Origin of the sequence: Pseudoponticoccus marisrubri (assembly GCF_001482405.1) — a bacterium.
In the GTDB taxonomy this organism is placed as follows: domain Bacteria; phylum Pseudomonadota; class Alphaproteobacteria; order Rhodobacterales; family Rhodobacteraceae; genus Pseudoponticoccus; species Pseudoponticoccus marisrubri.
Window position 1 is genome coordinate 389,553 of record NZ_LPXO01000001.1, and the last position, 14,026, is coordinate 403,578.

At 66.2% G+C, this 14,026-nt stretch carries 20 protein-coding genes; 4 read left to right on the top strand and 16 right to left on the bottom strand.

What is annotated here, in order from left to right; translation table 11 throughout:
* Positions 1-41: 41 nt before the first annotated feature.
* On the bottom strand, positions 42-1,367 hold the full coding sequence (locus tag AVJ23_RS01875) for a replication-associated recombination protein A (RefSeq protein ID WP_084794221.1): 1,326 nt from the start codon (positions 1,365-1,367) through the stop codon (positions 42-44).
* 2 nt (positions 1,368-1,369) lie between these two features.
* A complete protein-coding gene (locus AVJ23_RS01880; RefSeq protein WP_058860445.1) occupies positions 1,370-2,743 on the bottom strand; it encodes a trypsin-like peptidase domain-containing protein in 1,374 nt (457 codons plus the stop codon).
* Positions 2,744-2,872: 129 nt separating this feature from the next.
* On the opposite strand from AVJ23_RS01880, the gene AVJ23_RS01885 reads away from it, so the two are divergent.
* From AVJ23_RS01885 to AVJ23_RS01900, 4 genes are all read left to right on the top strand, one after another.
* Positions 2,873-3,112: a hypothetical protein gene (locus tag AVJ23_RS01885; protein WP_058860446.1), complete on the top strand. Its 240-nt coding sequence runs from the start codon at positions 2,873-2,875 to the stop codon at positions 3,110-3,112.
* 1 nt (position 3,113) lies between these two features.
* Positions 3,114-3,569, top strand: a complete 456-nt coding sequence (locus AVJ23_RS01890) for a host attachment family protein (protein ID WP_058860447.1) — start codon at positions 3,114-3,116, stop codon at positions 3,567-3,569.
* Positions 3,570-3,572: 3 nt separating this feature from the next.
* On the top strand, positions 3,573-4,028 hold the full coding sequence (locus AVJ23_RS01895) for a DUF4174 domain-containing protein (protein ID WP_240484482.1): 456 nt from the start codon (positions 3,573-3,575) through the stop codon (positions 4,026-4,028).
* A gap of 103 nt (positions 4,029-4,131) precedes the next feature.
* Positions 4,132-4,428 carry a hypothetical protein gene (locus AVJ23_RS01900; protein WP_058860448.1) on the top strand — a complete coding sequence of 99 codons (297 nt, stop codon included), beginning with the start codon at positions 4,132-4,134 and terminating at the stop codon, positions 4,426-4,428.
* 159 nt (positions 4,429-4,587) lie between these two features.
* Here the strand turns inward: AVJ23_RS01900 and rplQ are convergent, their stop codons facing one another.
* From rplQ to rpsN, 14 genes are all read right to left on the bottom strand, one after another.
* Positions 4,588-5,007 (bottom strand): 50S ribosomal protein L17, encoded by a 420-nt coding sequence (rplQ, locus tag AVJ23_RS01905; RefSeq protein ID WP_058860449.1) that lies wholly within the window; start codon positions 5,005-5,007, stop codon positions 4,588-4,590.
* Between the two features lie 116 nt (positions 5,008-5,123).
* On the bottom strand, positions 5,124-6,140 hold the full coding sequence (locus AVJ23_RS01910; protein WP_058860450.1) for a DNA-directed RNA polymerase subunit alpha: 1,017 nt from the start codon (positions 6,138-6,140) through the stop codon (positions 5,124-5,126).
* 119 nt (positions 6,141-6,259) lie between these two features.
* A complete protein-coding gene (gene rpsK, locus AVJ23_RS01915; RefSeq protein ID WP_058860451.1) occupies positions 6,260-6,655 on the bottom strand; it encodes a 30S ribosomal protein S11 in 396 nt (131 codons plus the stop codon).
* A gap of 15 nt (positions 6,656-6,670) precedes the next feature.
* Positions 6,671-7,039, bottom strand: coding sequence for a 30S ribosomal protein S13 (rpsM, locus tag AVJ23_RS01920; RefSeq protein WP_058860452.1), 369 nt, complete (start codon positions 7,037-7,039; stop codon positions 6,671-6,673).
* Between the two features lie 202 nt (positions 7,040-7,241).
* Positions 7,242-7,886: an adenylate kinase gene (locus tag AVJ23_RS01925; RefSeq protein ID WP_058860453.1), complete on the bottom strand. Its 645-nt coding sequence runs from the start codon at positions 7,884-7,886 to the stop codon at positions 7,242-7,244.
* Complete coding sequence (gene secY / locus AVJ23_RS01930) at positions 7,883-9,250, bottom strand: preprotein translocase subunit SecY (RefSeq protein WP_058860454.1); 1,368 nt, start codon at positions 9,248-9,250, stop codon at positions 7,883-7,885. The genes AVJ23_RS01925 and secY overlap by 4 nt, the downstream gene beginning before the upstream one ends.
* Positions 9,251-9,358: 108 nt before the next feature.
* Entirely contained in the window at positions 9,359-9,832 is a 474-nt protein-coding gene (gene rplO, locus AVJ23_RS01935) for a 50S ribosomal protein L15 (RefSeq protein WP_058860455.1), read from the bottom strand.
* A 139-nt stretch (positions 9,833-9,971) separates the two neighbouring features.
* The gene (locus AVJ23_RS01940) at positions 9,972-11,180 is read right to left on the bottom strand and encodes a cytochrome P450 (RefSeq protein ID WP_058860456.1); all 1,209 of its coding nucleotides are present in this window, start codon (positions 11,178-11,180) and stop codon (positions 9,972-9,974) included.
* A 285-nt stretch (positions 11,181-11,465) separates the two neighbouring features.
* On the bottom strand, positions 11,466-11,654 hold the full coding sequence (rpmD, locus tag AVJ23_RS01945) for a 50S ribosomal protein L30 (protein ID WP_058860457.1): 189 nt from the start codon (positions 11,652-11,654) through the stop codon (positions 11,466-11,468).
* Positions 11,655-11,657: 3 nt separating this feature from the next.
* A complete protein-coding gene (gene rpsE, locus AVJ23_RS01950) occupies positions 11,658-12,254 on the bottom strand; it encodes a 30S ribosomal protein S5 (protein ID WP_058860458.1) in 597 nt (198 codons plus the stop codon).
* A 137-nt stretch (positions 12,255-12,391) separates the two neighbouring features.
* Positions 12,392-12,751 carry a 50S ribosomal protein L18 gene (rplR, locus tag AVJ23_RS01955; protein WP_058860459.1) on the bottom strand — a complete coding sequence of 120 codons (360 nt, stop codon included), beginning with the start codon at positions 12,749-12,751 and terminating at the stop codon, positions 12,392-12,394.
* 12 nt (positions 12,752-12,763) lie between these two features.
* The gene (gene rplF, locus AVJ23_RS01960) at positions 12,764-13,297 is read right to left on the bottom strand and encodes a 50S ribosomal protein L6 (protein WP_058860460.1); all 534 of its coding nucleotides are present in this window, start codon (positions 13,295-13,297) and stop codon (positions 12,764-12,766) included.
* Positions 13,298-13,309: 12 nt separating this feature from the next.
* Positions 13,310-13,702 (bottom strand): 30S ribosomal protein S8, encoded by a 393-nt coding sequence (gene rpsH / locus AVJ23_RS01965; RefSeq protein ID WP_058860461.1) that lies wholly within the window; start codon positions 13,700-13,702, stop codon positions 13,310-13,312.
* Between the two features lie 12 nt (positions 13,703-13,714).
* The gene (gene rpsN, locus AVJ23_RS01970; RefSeq protein WP_058860462.1) at positions 13,715-14,020 is read right to left on the bottom strand and encodes a 30S ribosomal protein S14; all 306 of its coding nucleotides are present in this window, start codon (positions 14,018-14,020) and stop codon (positions 13,715-13,717) included.
* Between the last annotated feature and the right edge of the window lie 6 nt (positions 14,021-14,026).

The window sequence follows — 14,026 nt, forward strand, 5'->3', positions numbered from 1 at the left end:
GCGGGCCCCCCGGAGTATTTGGAGAAAGATGAAAGCCGCCCTCACGTGCCGTTGCGCTCGGCCCGGAGCCGGGCGAAATAGGCGACGCGCTTGCGCATGTCGCGCTCGAACCCGCGATCGACAGGGTCATAGAACTGCGCGCGCTTCATCGCCTCGGGAAAGTAGTCCTGTCCGGAGAAGCCGTCCTCGGCATCGTGGTCATAGGCGTAGCCCGCGCCGTAGCCCTGGTCCTTCATCAGCGCGGTGGGGGCGTTCAGGATATGCTTGGGCGGCATCAGCGAGCCGGTCTTCTTGGCGGCCCGCCGCGCGGCCTTGTAGGCGGCATAGGCGGCGTTCGACTTGGGCGCGAGCGCGAGATAGACCAGCGCCTGGGCAAGGGCCAGCTCGCCCTCGGGCGAGCCGAGCCGCTCGTAGGTCTCCCATCCCTGCAGGCAGAGCGCCTGGGCCTGCGGATCGGCGAGGCCGATATCCTCGACCGCCATGCGCGTGATGCGCCGCGCGAGGTAGCGCGGATCCTCGCCCGCCTCGAGCATGCGCGCGAACCAGTAGAGCGCCGCGTCCGGGTCGGAGCCGCGCACGGATTTGTGCAGCGCCGAGATCAGGTTGTAATGCCCGTCGCCGGACTTGTCGTATTGCGCGGCGCGTTTCATCACTCGCGTCTTGAGCGCATCGGGTCCCAGCGGCGCGTCGATCCGCCAGGACATGACCTGCTCGACCAGGTTCAGAAGCGCCCGGCCATCGCCATCGGCCATCTCGATCAGCGCGACGCGGGCCGGTGGGGTCAGCGGCAGGGGCTGGCCCAGGGCGGTCTCGGCGCGTTGGCAGAGCCGTTCCAGCGCGGCCTCGTCCAGCCGCTCCAGCACCAGTACCTGGGCGCGCGACAGAAGCGCGGCATTGAGCTCGAAGGAGGGGTTCTCGGTCGTGGCACCCACGAGCAGGATGGTGCCGTCCTCCATGTGTGGCAGGAAGCCGTCCTGCTGCGCCTTGTTGAAGCGGTGGATCTCGTCGACGAAGAGCAGCGTGCCGCGGCCCTGCCGGCGGCGCAGCTTGGCGGCCTCGAAGACCTTGCGCAGCTCGGGCACGCCGGTGAAGATCGCGCTGATCTGGACGAAATGCAGGTCGGTCGCGTCGGCCAGCAGCCGCGCGATGGTAGTCTTGCCGACGCCGGGCGGCCCCCAGAACACGATCGAGCCCAGCGTGCCGGCCTTGAGCATCACACCCAGCGGCGCCTCGGGGCCCAGCACCTGTTCCTGCCCGATCACGTCCTCGAGCCGCGCCGGCCGCAGCCGGTCGGCCAGCGGGCGCGGGGCGCTGCCCTCGCGCGGCGTGTCATCCTGCGCACTGTTCTGGTCGAAGAGGTCCGCCACGCTCAGACCCGGAAGCGCAGCAAAAGGCGGCGGTCGCCGCGCTGGGTCTCGAGCTCGATCCGCGGCGCAGCGCGGCGCAGGCGGCGGTCGACCTCGCGCGGCGTGGTCACGGCGCGGCCGTTGATGGCGCGCAGGATGTCGCCCCGCTGCAACCCGGCCCGTGCGCCATAGGGGCCGGGATCGAGCACGATGATCCCCTGCAGCCCGATGGGCAGGCCCAGCTCGGTCGTGACCGCCGGGTTGATGCGGGCCAGCGCAAGCCCGGGAAGCACGGCGCCCTCGGGCAGGGTCACCGCGTCGCGGGGCGGCGTGTCGGGCGGGGCGATCATGGCGATCTCGGCCGTCGCCGCGTTGCCGCCGCGCATGTAGGAGATGGCGGCCGCCTGCCCGATGCCGCGGATGGACATGCGGAACAGCATCTCGGCGGGCGTGTTGACCGGCAGCCCGTCCACCTCGAGCACCACGTCGCCCACCTGCAGCCCGGCCTCTGCAAAGGGGCTGGCGGGGTGCAGCTGGGCGATGACCACGCCGCCGGGCAGCGACAGGCTGAGGCTTTCGGACAGATCCGCATCGACGGGCTGGCCGACCATCCCCGCCCAGGGCCGTTCGAAGCGGGTCTTGCCCTCGCGCGCCTGCGCCACGAACTGCGCCACCAACGCCGAGGGGATGGCGAAGCCGATCCCGTTCGAGCCGCCCGAGCGGGTCAGGATCGAGGTGTTCACCCCGATCAACCGGCCCGAGACATCGATCAGCGCGCCGCCGGAATTGCCGGGATTGATCGGCGCATCGGTCTGGATGAAATAGCCGCGCGCATTGCCCGTGGCCGTTCCCGAGCGCGCCAGCCCCGAGACGATGCCCGAGGACACGGTCTGGCCCACGCCGAACGGGTTGCCGATGGCCAGCGCCAGTTCGCCCACCTCGACCGTGTCGCTGTCGCGCAGATCGAGATGCGGCATGTTGCTGGCCTCGTCCAGCTGCAGGATGGCAAGGTCCGCCTCCTCGTCGCCCAGAAGCACGCGCGCCTCGTATTCGCGGCGGTCGTTCAGCACGACGCGGATATCGGTCGCCTGCCCCACCACATGGTAGTTGGACACGACGATCCCGTCCTCGGACAGGATCACGCCCGAGCCGAGCGAGTTCTGCACCCGCGGCCGCGACCGGAACTCGCGGAAGAAATCGTTGAAGAACGGGTCATCGGCAAAGGGGCTGCGGGTCTGGACCACGCGGCGGGCGTAGATGTTGACCACGGCCGGCGCGGCCTCGCGGACCAGCGGCGCGAAGGAGAGCGAGATCTCGGCCCGGCTCTCGGGCACCCGTGTCTGGGCCAGCGCCGGTGTGGCGGCAAGGACGGTCAGCAGGACGAGAAGAATGCGCATGGAGCCCCCTGTGCGAGACATCGCCAGATATGCCGTCCGGCGCGGCGTGTTTCAAGCGCCCCGCCCGCCGGGAACGGAAAGCCCGCCCGGATCGTTTGCCCCGCAGACATGAAAGACAAGGAGGCTCCCATGGCAGAGCGCATCAGATCCCAGGACGGGCAGCGCGAGACCGAGGCGTTCATCGAAGAGACCGAGACGCCGTCGCAGCAGGGCCGCGCGCAGGGCAACCTGGAACGCAAGGTGGGCACCCGCGACGAGTTGAAACGCGCCGAGAAGGACTGCGCCGGGGCCACCCGCGTGACCAAGTCCGACGAGGAAGGCCAAGGCAATCTTGGCGGCCACCACGGCACCGACAAGGGGAGCAGCTGACATGGCGGAACTGAAGAAGAACACCTGGATCGTGGTGACGGATAGCGAAAAGGCGCTGTTCCTGCGCAACCTGACCGACCACGAGGATCCCAACCTGAACGTCTTCGACGAGGACGAGCAGGAAAACCCCTCGGACGAGGCGCAATCGGCCAACCGCCCCGGGCGCATGCCCGATACCGGCGTCGGCCAGCGGTCGTCCATGGATGACACCGACTGGCACGAGCTCGCCAAGGAACGCTTTGCCGCCGATCTGGCCGAGAAGCTCTATGACGAGGCGCACAAGGGCGCGTTCGAGCGGCTGGTGCTGGTGGCGTCCCCGCAGGTTCTGGGCGATCTGCGCGACGAGATGCACAAGGAGGTGCGCGACCGCGTCGTGGCCGAGGTGCCCAAGACGCTGACCAACCACCCGGTCGACAAGATCGAGAAGCTGGTCAAGAAAGAGCTGGACGCAGCGTGACGCATGGAACTGCGTCAGCGTATCACCCGCTTCATGGGCCGTGGCATCCTTGCCGCGGCCCTTGGTCTGTCCCTGACCGGAGGCGCGGCCATGGCGGCGGATGAGCTGTTCCGGCCGCTCGCCCCGGAGCGGGCCGAGTTGGGCGATCTGCAATGGCAGGCCCGGCCCGTGCTGGTCTTTGCCGACGGCCCCGAGGATCAGCGCTTTCGCCAGCAGATGACCGCGCTACGCGCATCCTCGGACGGGTTGGCGGCGCGCGACATCGTGGTTCTGACCGATACCGACCCGAGCGCCAAGGGCCGGTTGCGCGCGGCACTGGCGGTGGAGGGGTTCACGGTCCTTCTGGTCGGCAAGGATGGCGGGGTGAAGCTGCGCTCTGACGAGCCGATTGCGACGGACGACCTGTTCTCGACCATCGACGCCATGCCCATGCGCCAGCGCGAGATGCGCGACGACTGACGCCCGGCCCACGCCGCACCGCGGCGGGCCAAGTCGGCCGGGTCGTGCTATGCTGCCTTCGCTGACCGGACGAGAGTCAGCGTCACCCGGAAAGGTCGGACCCATGTATGCGCGCATCACGCCGTTCAAGATGAAGCAAGGCAGCCGCGACGAGGCGATGAAGATCATGGAGAGCGTCAAGAGCCAAATCCTTGGGCTCGACGGGATCCAGCACTTCATCTGCACGATGGACGACAGCGGCAGCGGCTATGTCGTGTCGCTGGTCACGAACAAGGAGATGTCGGACGGCAACGCTGCCCGCGTCAAGGAGATCTGGGCCAATTTCAGCGACCTGCTCGAAGCGCCACCCGTACCCGGCGGCTACGAGATTCTGGCCGACTGGGTGCCGGAACCGGCCTGAGCGATGTCAGGCAGTCACCAAGCCTAGTACCGTTTTTTAAATGACTGCGCCCTCGCAGTATCTGCGAGGGCGCATGAATGTCGGTGTCCCGTCGTCCGCTCCCAGCGACGGTGAGTATTCAGCGACAGAAGGGAGCTGTTTGACGGGTGAGCCCGGAGCTTACTCCGCGGCGGCCTCTTCGGCCTCAAGCCGGGCCTTGTCGGCCGCGCCCTTGGCGTCCACGTCGCGATCGACCAGCTCGATGATCGCCATGGGCGCCATGTCGCCATAGCGGAAGCCCGCCTTGAGCACGCGGGTGTAGCCGCCCGAACGCTCGGCATAGCGCGGGCCCAGCACGTCGAACAGCTTGGCAACGAGCGCGTCCTGCTTGAGCTGCGCCGCGGCCTGGCGGCGGGCATGCAGGTCACCGCGCTTGCCCAGCGTGATCAGCTTGTCGACGATACGCTTGAGTTCTTTCGCCTTGGGCAGCGTGGTCTTGATTTGCTCGTGCTCGATCAGCGAGCCGGCCATATTTGCCCACAGCGCCTTGCGGTGCTCGTGGGTGCGGTTGAGACGGCGATAGCCTTTTGCGTGACGCATTGTCTTACTCCTAGTCTGCCCTCTACGGGCGGTTTTGCTTTGTCAGGCGGCCCATGCGTGCGGACCGCTCTCCTTGGGGCATCTGCCCGGGGGGGCGGGTCGGTGACCCGCCCGGTTCAGAACGAGTCTTCCAGCTTCTTGGCCAGATCCTCGATATTGTCCGGCGGCCAGTCCTCGACATCCATGCCAAGGTGCAGACCCATGCCGGACAGCACTTCCTTGATCTCGTTCAGCGACTTGCGGCCGAAATTCGGCGTGCGCAGCATCTCTGCCTCGGTCTTCTGGATGAGATCGCCGATATAGACGATGTTGTCGTTCTTCAGGCAGTTGGCCGAGCGCACGGACAGTTCCAGCTCGTCCACCTTCTTGAGAAGCAGCGGGTTGAACTCCAGCCCGTCATCATCGTCCTGGCGGGTGGCCGATTCCGGCTCGTCGAAGTTGACGAAGATCGACAGCTGGTCCTGCAGGATGCGCGCGGCATACGCGATCGCGTCCTCGGGCGTGACCGAGCCGTCGGTCTCGACCTTCATGGTCAGCTTGTCATAGTCCAGAACCTGCCCTTCGCGGGTCGGCTGCACCTCGTAGGCGACCTTCTTGACCGGCGAATAGATCGCGTCGATCGGGATCAGGCCGATGGGCGCATCCTCGGGCTTGTTCTTGTCGGCGGCGACATAGCCCTTGCCGGTGTTCACGGTGAACTCCATGTACACCTCTGCACCCTCGTCGAGGTGGCAGATCACGTGATCGCGGTTCAGGATCTCGATGCCGTTGCTTTCCGAGATGTCACCGGCGGTGACGACCCCGGGGCCCTTGGCATTGACCGACAGGCGCTTGGGTCCCTCGACCTCCATGCGCAGGCTGACCTGCTTGAGGTTGAGGATGATGTCTGTCACGTCTTCACGGACACCGGCCACGGACGAGAACTCGTGCAGCACGTTGTCGATCTGCACGGATGTGATGGCCGCGCCCTGGAGGCTGGAGAGCAGCACGCGGCGCAGCGCGTTGCCGAGGGTCAGACCGAAGCCGCGCTCCAGCGGTTCGGCCACGACCGTCGCCATGCGGGACGGATCGGCGCCGGGCTTGATGTCCAGCTGCGTCGGCTTGATCAGTTCAGCCCAGTTCTTGTGGATCATGCAGTTCCCTCCATACCTGCCGGTGCCCCATGTCCCAAGGCCCCGACGCCCGAGGTTTCGAAATGACAGGCCGGGGCCGGGCACATGCGGCCCGGCCCCGGCGAAAAACCGTTAGACGATCAGACGCGGCGGCGCTTCGGCGGACGGCAGCCGTTATGCGCGATCGGCGTGACGTCGCGGATCGAGGTGATGTTGAAGCCGACGGCCGCCAGCGCGCGCAGCGCCGACTCGCGGCCCGACCCGGGCCCCTGCACTTCGACTTCCAGCGTCTTGACGCCGTGTTCCTGAGCCTTCTTGCCGGCATCCTCGGCAGCAAGCTGGGCGGCATAGGGGGTCGACTTGCGCGAGCCCTTGAAGCCCATCGTGCCGGCCGACGACCACGAGATCGCGTTGCCCTGCACGTCCGAGATCAGGATCTTGGTGTTGTTGAAGGTCGAGTTCACATGCGCCACACCGGCTGCAATGTTCTTGGAAACCTTCTTCTTGCCGCCACCGCGGCGAGTATCGCGTGCCATGGTTCCTGTCTCCCCTTACTTCTTCTTGCCGGCGATCGGCTTGGCCGGGCCCTTGCGGGTGCGGGCATTCGTATGGGTGCGCTGGCCGCGCACGGGGAGGTTGCGGCGATGCCGCAGGCCACGGTAGCAGCCCAGGTCCATCAGACGCTTGACGTTCATCTGCACTTCGCGGCGCAGGTCGCCCTCGACGGTGAAGTTCGCGTCGATATGTTCACGAAGCGAGAGCACCTCGGAATCCGACAGCTCGTTCACGCGACGGCTGGTGTCGATGTTCACCGCATCGCAAATGGTCCGGGCTGCTGCCGGGCCGATGCCGTGAATGTAGGTGAGCGCGATCGGAACGCGCTTGTGGGTCGGGATGTTGACGCCGGCAATACGTGCCAAGTCCTTGCTTCCTTTTCGTTGCGAGCCCGTAGCTCCAGGCCCTTTTTTCACAACATGTGGCCCGAGGCGTCCTTTCCTGCGGGCCATAGCTGCTCAGGTGGTCACAGGGGGACGGATCCGCCCTGCACGTTGATTCTCTGCTGAGATGGTGGTCGGTAAAAGGATTCGGCGGGGGCGTCAAGCCCCCGGCCGACACGGCCTGTCAAGCGTCCAGTTTCGCGGCGATCGCGGTCTGGATCTCGTCGATCTCGCCCAACCCGTCGACCCGGGCATGCTTGCCCAGGGCGTAGTAGTAGCCGATGAGCGGCGAGGTCTGCTTGTAATATTCCATCAGACGCTTCTTGAGGCTGTCCTCGTTGTCATCCGCGCGGCGCTTGAACTCGGTCCCGCCGCATTTCTCGCATTTGCCATCGGCCGGGATCGGCTTGGTGATGTCGTTGTAGACCTCACCGCAGGAGGCGCAGGTCGAGCGCGCGGTGATGCGCTTGACCAGGGTCTCGTCCTCGACGCGCAGCTCGATCACGTGGTCGAGCGTCTGGCCCACCTCGGCCAGCAGCTCGGACAGGGCATCGGCCTGCTTCAGCGTGCGCGGGAAGCCGTCGAAGATGAAGCCCGTGGCCTTGGTGCCGGTCAGCTTCTCGCGGATCAGGCCGATGACGATCTCGTCGGTGACAAGGTCGCCGCGCGCCATCACGTCGGCGACGCGCTTGCCCATCTCGGTGCCGCTGTCCTTGGCCTCGCGCAGCATGTCGCCGGTCGACAGCTGGACCATGCCGCGGGTCTCTTCGAGCAGGCGCGCCTGCGTTCCCTTGCCCGCCCCCGGCGGTCCCAGAAGAATGATGTTCATCGCCGAGCCGGTGCCCCCCGTTTCTTGCGGCCCTTGCCTTTGCCGCGCAGTTGCGACTTCTGGATAAGGCCTTCGTACTGATGTGCCAACAGGTGGCTCTGAACCTGCTGGATGGTATCCATGGTCACGCTGACCACGATGAGAACCGAGGTACCACCAAAGTAGAACGGTATGGCGAACTGCGCGCGCAGGATCTCGGGCAGCAGGCAGACCAGGGCGAGGTAGCCGGCCCCCAGCACCAGCACGCGGTTGACCACGTATTCCAGGTACTCGGCCGTCTTCTTGCCCGGGCGGATGCCGGGGACGAAGCCGTTCTGGTTCTTCAGGTTGTCGGCCACGTCATCGGGTTTGAACGACACGTTGAACGTGTAGAAATAGGCGAAGAACACGATCATCAGCGCGAAGAACGCCAGGTAGAGCGGCTGGCCGGGGCCGAAATAGGCCATGATCGTCGACATGATCGGCCCGGCCTGCCCCTGCTGGCTGAAGGTCGCGATGGTGGTGGGCAGCAGCAGCAGCGACGAGGCGAAGATCGCCGGGATGACGCCGGCCGGGTTGACCTTGACCGGCAGGTGGCTCTGCTGTGCCTCGGTCATCTTCATGCCGACCTGGCGGCGCGGGTACTGGATGGTGATCTTGCGCAGCGCGCGTTCCATGAAGACCACGAAGGCGATCACCACGACCACCATCACCATGACCCCAACGATCACCGCGGGGCTGATCGCGCCCGAGCGGCCCGAGGCAAAGAACTGCGCCAGCGCGGCGGGCACCTCGGCGATGATGCCGACGAAGATGATCAGCGAGATGCCGTTGCCGACGCCGCGCGCAGTGATCTGCTCCCCCAGCCACATCAGGAACATGGTGCCGCCGACCAGCGTGATCACGCAGGAGGCACGGAAGAACCAGCCCGGATCGGTCACCAGTTCGCCCGCCTCCAACGAGGCGGCGAGGCCGTAGGCCTGAAAGGTGGCCAGCAGCACGGTGCCATAGCGCGTGTACTGGTTGATCTTCTTGCGGCCCTGCTCGCCCTCTTTCTTCAGCTGCTCCAGCGACGGCACCATGGCCGTGAGAAGCTGCACGATGATCGAGGCCGAGATGTATGGCATGATCCCCAGAGCGAAGATCCCCATGCGTCCCAGCGCGCCGCCGGTGAACATCGACACGATGCCCCCGATCCCCTGCCCGGCCTGCTCCATGAAGTCTTGCAGCGCCGCGCCGTCGATCCCGGGAACCGGGATGAAGGTGCCAAGCCTGTAGACGATCAGAAGCGCGAGGGTGAAGAAGATGCGGTTGCGCAGGTCGGTTGCTTTGCCAAGCGCCGCCCAGGACGTGTTGGCGGCCATCTGCTCTGCTGCGGATACCATGCGGATCCCTCTTTTCAGTCAAACGCCGCCCGGAGCGTTTTCCAGCTCGGGCGGCGTGATGGGAAAACTTGGGGTTATGTAAGCGGCACGGTCGCCGCTCACAAGGCGTTATTCCGCCGCCGCCGCCGCGGCCTTGGTCTTGAGCGCGCCGCCCTTGCCCTCGACAGCCGCCACGGCCGCCTTCGAGGCGCCGGTCACGTCGATGGTCAGGGCGCCGGTCACCTCGCCCTTGGCGAGCACGCGCACGCCGTCCAGCTTGCGGCGCACGAGGCCCGAGGCCACCAGCGCATCCTCGGTGATCGCGCCTGCGTCCAGCTTGCCGGCGTCGACGAATTTCTGGATCAGGCCCAGGTTCACGACGGCATAGGACTTGCGGTTGGGCTTGTTGAAGCCGCGCTTGGGCAGGCGCTGGTAGAGCGGCATCTGGCCGCCTTCATAGCCGTTGATGGCCACACCCGACCGCGATTTCTGGCCCTTGATACCACGGCCACCCATCTTGCCGTAGCCCGAACCGGGGCCGCGGCCGATGCGTTTCTTGCGTTTCGTGGCGCCTTCGTTGTCGCGCAGTTCGTTCAGTTTCATGTCGCTTCTCCAATGCCGGATGCTGCCCGCGAAGCGATGATGGGCAGACCACGGCGTGTCTTGATGTGAATCGGGCCCGCAGGCCACCGGCCGCGTATAGCGAGGACCGGATCGCCTGACAAGGGCCCTGCCCTGCCTGTCAGGTGACGCGCACCGGCAGGCTGGCATAGCCGCGGAACCGCGCCAGCGGCACGCGGGCGGCCGGCCCGTCGGCGGCCAGAGCCGGGAAACGCCGGACCAGCCGGCCGATTGCGATGCGCCCCTCGACCCGGGCCAGCGTCGCGCCCAGGCAGACATGGATGCCGGTGATGAAGGCCAGGTGCCGGTTGGGCCGGCGCGTGATGTCCATCCTGTCGGGATCGGCAAAGACCTCGGGGTCGCGGTTCGCCGCCGCGATCGAGGTGTGGATGTAGGTGCCTTGCGACAGCGTGCCCGAGGCCAGCTCGATCGCCTCGCCCGCAAGCCGGTTGCCGATCTGCAGCGGGCTTTCCAGCCGCAGGAATTCCTCGATGGCCGGCACGATCAGGTCGGGATCGTCGCGCAGCAGCGCGTGCTGGTCAGGATGGTCCAGCAGCAAACCGATCGCGTTGCCGACAAAGCTGGTCGTCGTCTCGTGCCCGGCATTGAGCAGGAAGATGCAGTTCTGGATCAGTTCCTCACGCGTCAGGCGCCGGCCCTCATGCTCGCCGAAGATCAGCGCATCCAGCACCTCGCCCTGGTGGGCGCCGTCCGGGTTCGCACGGCGATGGTCGATCAGGTCGCCCAGGATGGCGCCGAACTCCTCGACCGCGCGGTTGCCCTCGGCCAGCTTGTCGGGCGGCACGGCGGGGTCCAGCGCACCGAGGATGGCCAGGCTGTAGCCGCGCAGCTGCGCGCGATGCGCCTCGGGGATGCCCAGCATGAACGAGATGATCTCGGTCGGCAGCACCTTGGCGAAATCCTCGATCAGGTCGAAGCGGCCCATCTCCTCGACCCGGTCCAGCAGCCGGTCGACGATGCCGTCGATCAGCGGCTCGAACTCGGCCAGCTTGCGCGGCGTGAAGGCGCCCGAGATCAGCTTGCGCACCACCGTGTGATAGGGCGGATCGTTGAAGACCAGCGAGGTGGTGTGATGCGTCAGAAGCGGGCAGCGACCGAACTTGCGGCCGAACTCCTCGGTCTTGTCGGACAGCATGTCACGGCTCTGGTAGACCTTCAGCACATCCGCATGGCGCGTCAGAAAGACCGAGCCGTCGACATTGCGATGCAGAGGATCCTGCGCGCGCAGGGCGTGCAGCGTGGGGTGCGGGTCCTCGATGAACTCCGGCCCGATGCTGGCCAGATCGAACCGCGTGACGTCCAGTGCCATGTCATGATCCTCCCGCCAGAAGACTGGGGGAGGATCGTTGCAGGTGCAAGTGCTTTGGCGGAGCGTTGTCGGGACAGCTCGCCCGGCGCGTTTTGCCTCTGCGGCACCGCCGTGCCGCCAGTGCCGACCGGGTGGTGCCGGGCGGCAGCCCGGACCGGGACAATTGGTCACGCCGTCACGAAACCACGCAAGGTTCAAGAAAAAGCGCCCGCCGGAGGACCGACGGGCGCTTTCAAAATCATGTGGGCGGGGCGTTCTGCCGAATGGTGATCGCCCCGCGCGGGTTCAGCCGCGCTCTTCCACGATCTCGACCAGATGCGGGATCTTGTTGATCATGCCGCGGATCGCGGGCGTGTCTTCCAGCTCGCGGGTGCGGTTCATCTTGTTGAGACCGAGGCCGATCAGCGTCTTGCGCTGGATCTCGGGACGGCGGATCGGAGAGCCGATCTGCTTGACGACGATGGTCTTTGCCATGGATCAGGCCTCCTCGGCGACGTGGGTTTCCTGCGACGAGCCGGCCGGGTTCTCATCCCGCTTGGGCAGGATGTCGGCGACCTTCTTGCCGCGACGCTGGGCCACGTTCCGCGGGCTCTGCTGGAAGCGCAGTGCGTCCAGCGTGGCGTGGATCATGGCATAGGGGTTCTGCGACCCGGTCGACTTGGCGACCACGTCCTGAACACCCAGCATCTCGAAGACGGCGCGCATCGGGCCGCCCGCGATGATCCCGGTACCCTGCGGCGCGGTGCGCAGCGTCACCTTGCCGGCACCGTGATGGCCGTGGCCGTCATGGTGCAGGGTGCGGCCTTCCTTCAGGGGCACGCGCATCATCTTGCGCTTGGCCTGTTCGGTGGCCTTGCGGATGGCCTCGGGGACCTCCTTGGCCTTGCCCTTGCCGAAGCCGACACGGCCCTTCTGGTCGCCCACGACCACCAGCGCCGCGAAGCCGAAGCGCTTGCCGCCCTTCACCGTCTTCGAGACGCGGTTGATCGCGACGAGGCGATCGGCGAATTCGGGCGTTTCGTCGCGGTCACGACGGCCGCGGCCGCCCCCGCGATTGTTGTCACGTTCTGCCATTTGGCAATCCTTCATGCATGGCGCCACCGGCACCTGTCTGTCTCAATCGAAGTGACGCGCCACGGGGCGCATCCCCGATCATCGAGGCGTTTCCGCCTGCGCTGTGGTGCAGGATGGGCCGAGGCCCATCCCGCGCTTCAGATCTTCAGCCCGGCTTCACGGGCAGCGTCGGCCAGAGCCTTCACCTTGCCGTGAAACAGGAAGCCGCCGCGGTCGAAATAGGCCTCTTCCACGCCGGCCGCCTTGGCACGCTCGGCAATGGTGCTGCCGATCTTGCTGGCCGCCTCGAGGTTGTTCTGACCGACCAGGCCGAGGCTCGGCTCCAGCGTCGAGGCCGCGGCGACCGTGCGGCCGGCCACGTCGTCGATGAGCTGCACCGAGATGTTCTTGTTCGAGCGATGCACGCTGAGGCGCATGCGCCCGGCATTGCTCTTGCGAAGCTTGTTCCGGACGCGCAGGCGGCGCTTCTGGAACAGTTGACGTTTACTGTTTGCCATGTCCTTGCGTCCTTACTTCTTCTTGCCTTCCTTCTGGAAGATGTACTCGCCCTTGTAGCGGATACCCTTCCCCTTGTACGGCTCCGGCCGCCGCCAGTCGCGGATATTGGCCGCGACCTGGCCCACCTGCTGGGCATCATGCCCTTCGATGATGACCTCGGTCGGCTTCGGGCAGGTGATCGTGATGCCGTCGGGGATCTGGAAGTCCACGTCGTGGCTCAGGCCCAGGTTCAGCTTCAGGACATTGCCCTGCAGCTGCGCCCGGTAACCGACGCCCTGGATTTCCAGTTCCTTCTTGAAGGTGTTCTGCACGCCATGCACGAGGTTCGCCACGATGGTGCGCGACATGCCCCATTGCTGGCGGGCCCGCTTGGACGACCCGCGCGGGGTCACCGAAACGGCGTTTTCCTCGACGGTCAGCGTGACGTCATCGGTGGCCGTGAAGCTCTGGGTGCCCTTGGGCCCCTTCACCTCGATGGTCTGGCCGGAGACGCTGGCCGACACGCCCGAAGGCAGTTCGACAGGCTTTTTCCCAATACGAGACATCGGCAAGCCTCCTTAGAATACCGTGCAAAGCACTTCGCCGCCGACATTGGCTGCGCGTGCATTTGCATCCGACATCACACCCTTGGGGGTGGAGACAATCGACACGCCCAGGCCCTGGCGGACCTGCGGGATGTCATTGACGCCCATGTAGACGCGGCGGCCGGGCTTGGAGACCCGCTTGAGTTCGCGAATGACGGGGGCGCCGTCGAAATACTTGAGGCTGATCTCGAGCGTCGGGTGACCGCGCCCGTCCGTGCCGGGCTCGTAGCCGCGGATATAGCCTTCGTCCGCCAGCACGTCGAGCACCCAGGCACGCACCTTGGAGGCCGGGGTCGAGACGGTGGACTTGCCACGCATGCCCGCGTTGCGGATACGGGTGAGCATATCGCCGATAGGATCGTTCATCTCATACCCTCCTTACCAGCTCGACTTCACGACGCCCGGAAGCTTGCCGTTCGAGCCGAGGTCGCGCAGGGCGATACGGCTGATCTTGAGCTTGCGGTAGTACGCGTGCGGACGGCCCGTGAGCTGGCAGCGGTTGTGCAGCCGGGTCGGCGACGAGTTGCGCGGCAGTTTCGCCAGTTTCAGACGCGCCTTGAAGCGCTCTTCCATCGGCTTGGATTCGTCGGTCGCGATCTCTTTGAGCTCGGCGCGCTTGGCGGCATACTTCTCCACCAGGCGCTGACGCTTCTTCTCGCGTTCGATCATGGATTTCTTGGCCATGTCTTG

Coding starts and splice junctions, on each gene's coding strand:
- AVJ23_RS01895 (WP_240484482.1), top strand. CDS start 3,573: ATGGAACTGCGTCAGCGTATCACCCGCTTCATGGGCCGTGGCATCCTT.
- AVJ23_RS01890 (WP_058860447.1), top strand. CDS start 3,114: ATGGCGGAACTGAAGAAGAACACCTGGATCGTGGTGACGGATAGCGAA.
- rpsE (WP_058860458.1), bottom strand. CDS start 12,254: ATGGCAGAACGTGACAACAATCGCGGGGGCGGCCGCGGCCGTCGTGAC.
- rpsN (WP_058860462.1), bottom strand. CDS start 14,020: ATGGCCAAGAAATCCATGATCGAACGCGAGAAGAAGCGTCAGCGCCTG.
- AVJ23_RS01940 (WP_058860456.1), bottom strand. CDS start 11,180: ATGGCACTGGACGTCACGCGGTTCGATCTGGCCAGCATCGGGCCGGAG.
- rpmD (WP_058860457.1), bottom strand. CDS start 11,654: ATGGCAAAGACCATCGTCGTCAAGCAGATCGGCTCTCCGATCCGCCGT.
- rplO (WP_058860455.1), bottom strand. CDS start 9,832: ATGAAACTGAACGAACTGCGCGACAACGAAGGCGCCACGAAACGCAAG.
- AVJ23_RS01880 (WP_058860445.1), bottom strand. CDS start 2,743: ATGCGCATTCTTCTCGTCCTGCTGACCGTCCTTGCCGCCACACCGGCG.
- AVJ23_RS01900 (WP_058860448.1), top strand. CDS start 4,132: ATGTATGCGCGCATCACGCCGTTCAAGATGAAGCAAGGCAGCCGCGAC.
- rplR (WP_058860459.1), bottom strand. CDS start 12,751: ATGGCAAACAGTAAACGTCAACTGTTCCAGAAGCGCCGCCTGCGCGTC.
- AVJ23_RS01925 (WP_058860453.1), bottom strand. CDS start 7,886: ATGAACATCATTCTTCTGGGACCGCCGGGGGCGGGCAAGGGAACGCAG.
- rplQ (WP_058860449.1), bottom strand. CDS start 5,007: ATGCGTCACGCAAAAGGCTATCGCCGTCTCAACCGCACCCACGAGCAC.
- rpsH (WP_058860461.1), bottom strand. CDS start 13,702: ATGAACGATCCTATCGGCGATATGCTCACCCGTATCCGCAACGCGGGC.
- AVJ23_RS01910 (WP_058860450.1), bottom strand. CDS start 6,140: ATGATCCACAAGAACTGGGCTGAACTGATCAAGCCGACGCAGCTGGAC.
- rplF (WP_058860460.1), bottom strand. CDS start 13,297: ATGTCTCGTATTGGGAAAAAGCCTGTCGAACTGCCTTCGGGCGTGTCG.
- secY (WP_058860454.1), bottom strand. CDS start 9,250: ATGGTATCCGCAGCAGAGCAGATGGCCGCCAACACGTCCTGGGCGGCG.
- rpsK (WP_058860451.1), bottom strand. CDS start 6,655: ATGGCACGCGATACTCGCCGCGGTGGCGGCAAGAAGAAGGTTTCCAAG.
- AVJ23_RS01885 (WP_058860446.1), top strand. CDS start 2,873: ATGGCAGAGCGCATCAGATCCCAGGACGGGCAGCGCGAGACCGAGGCG.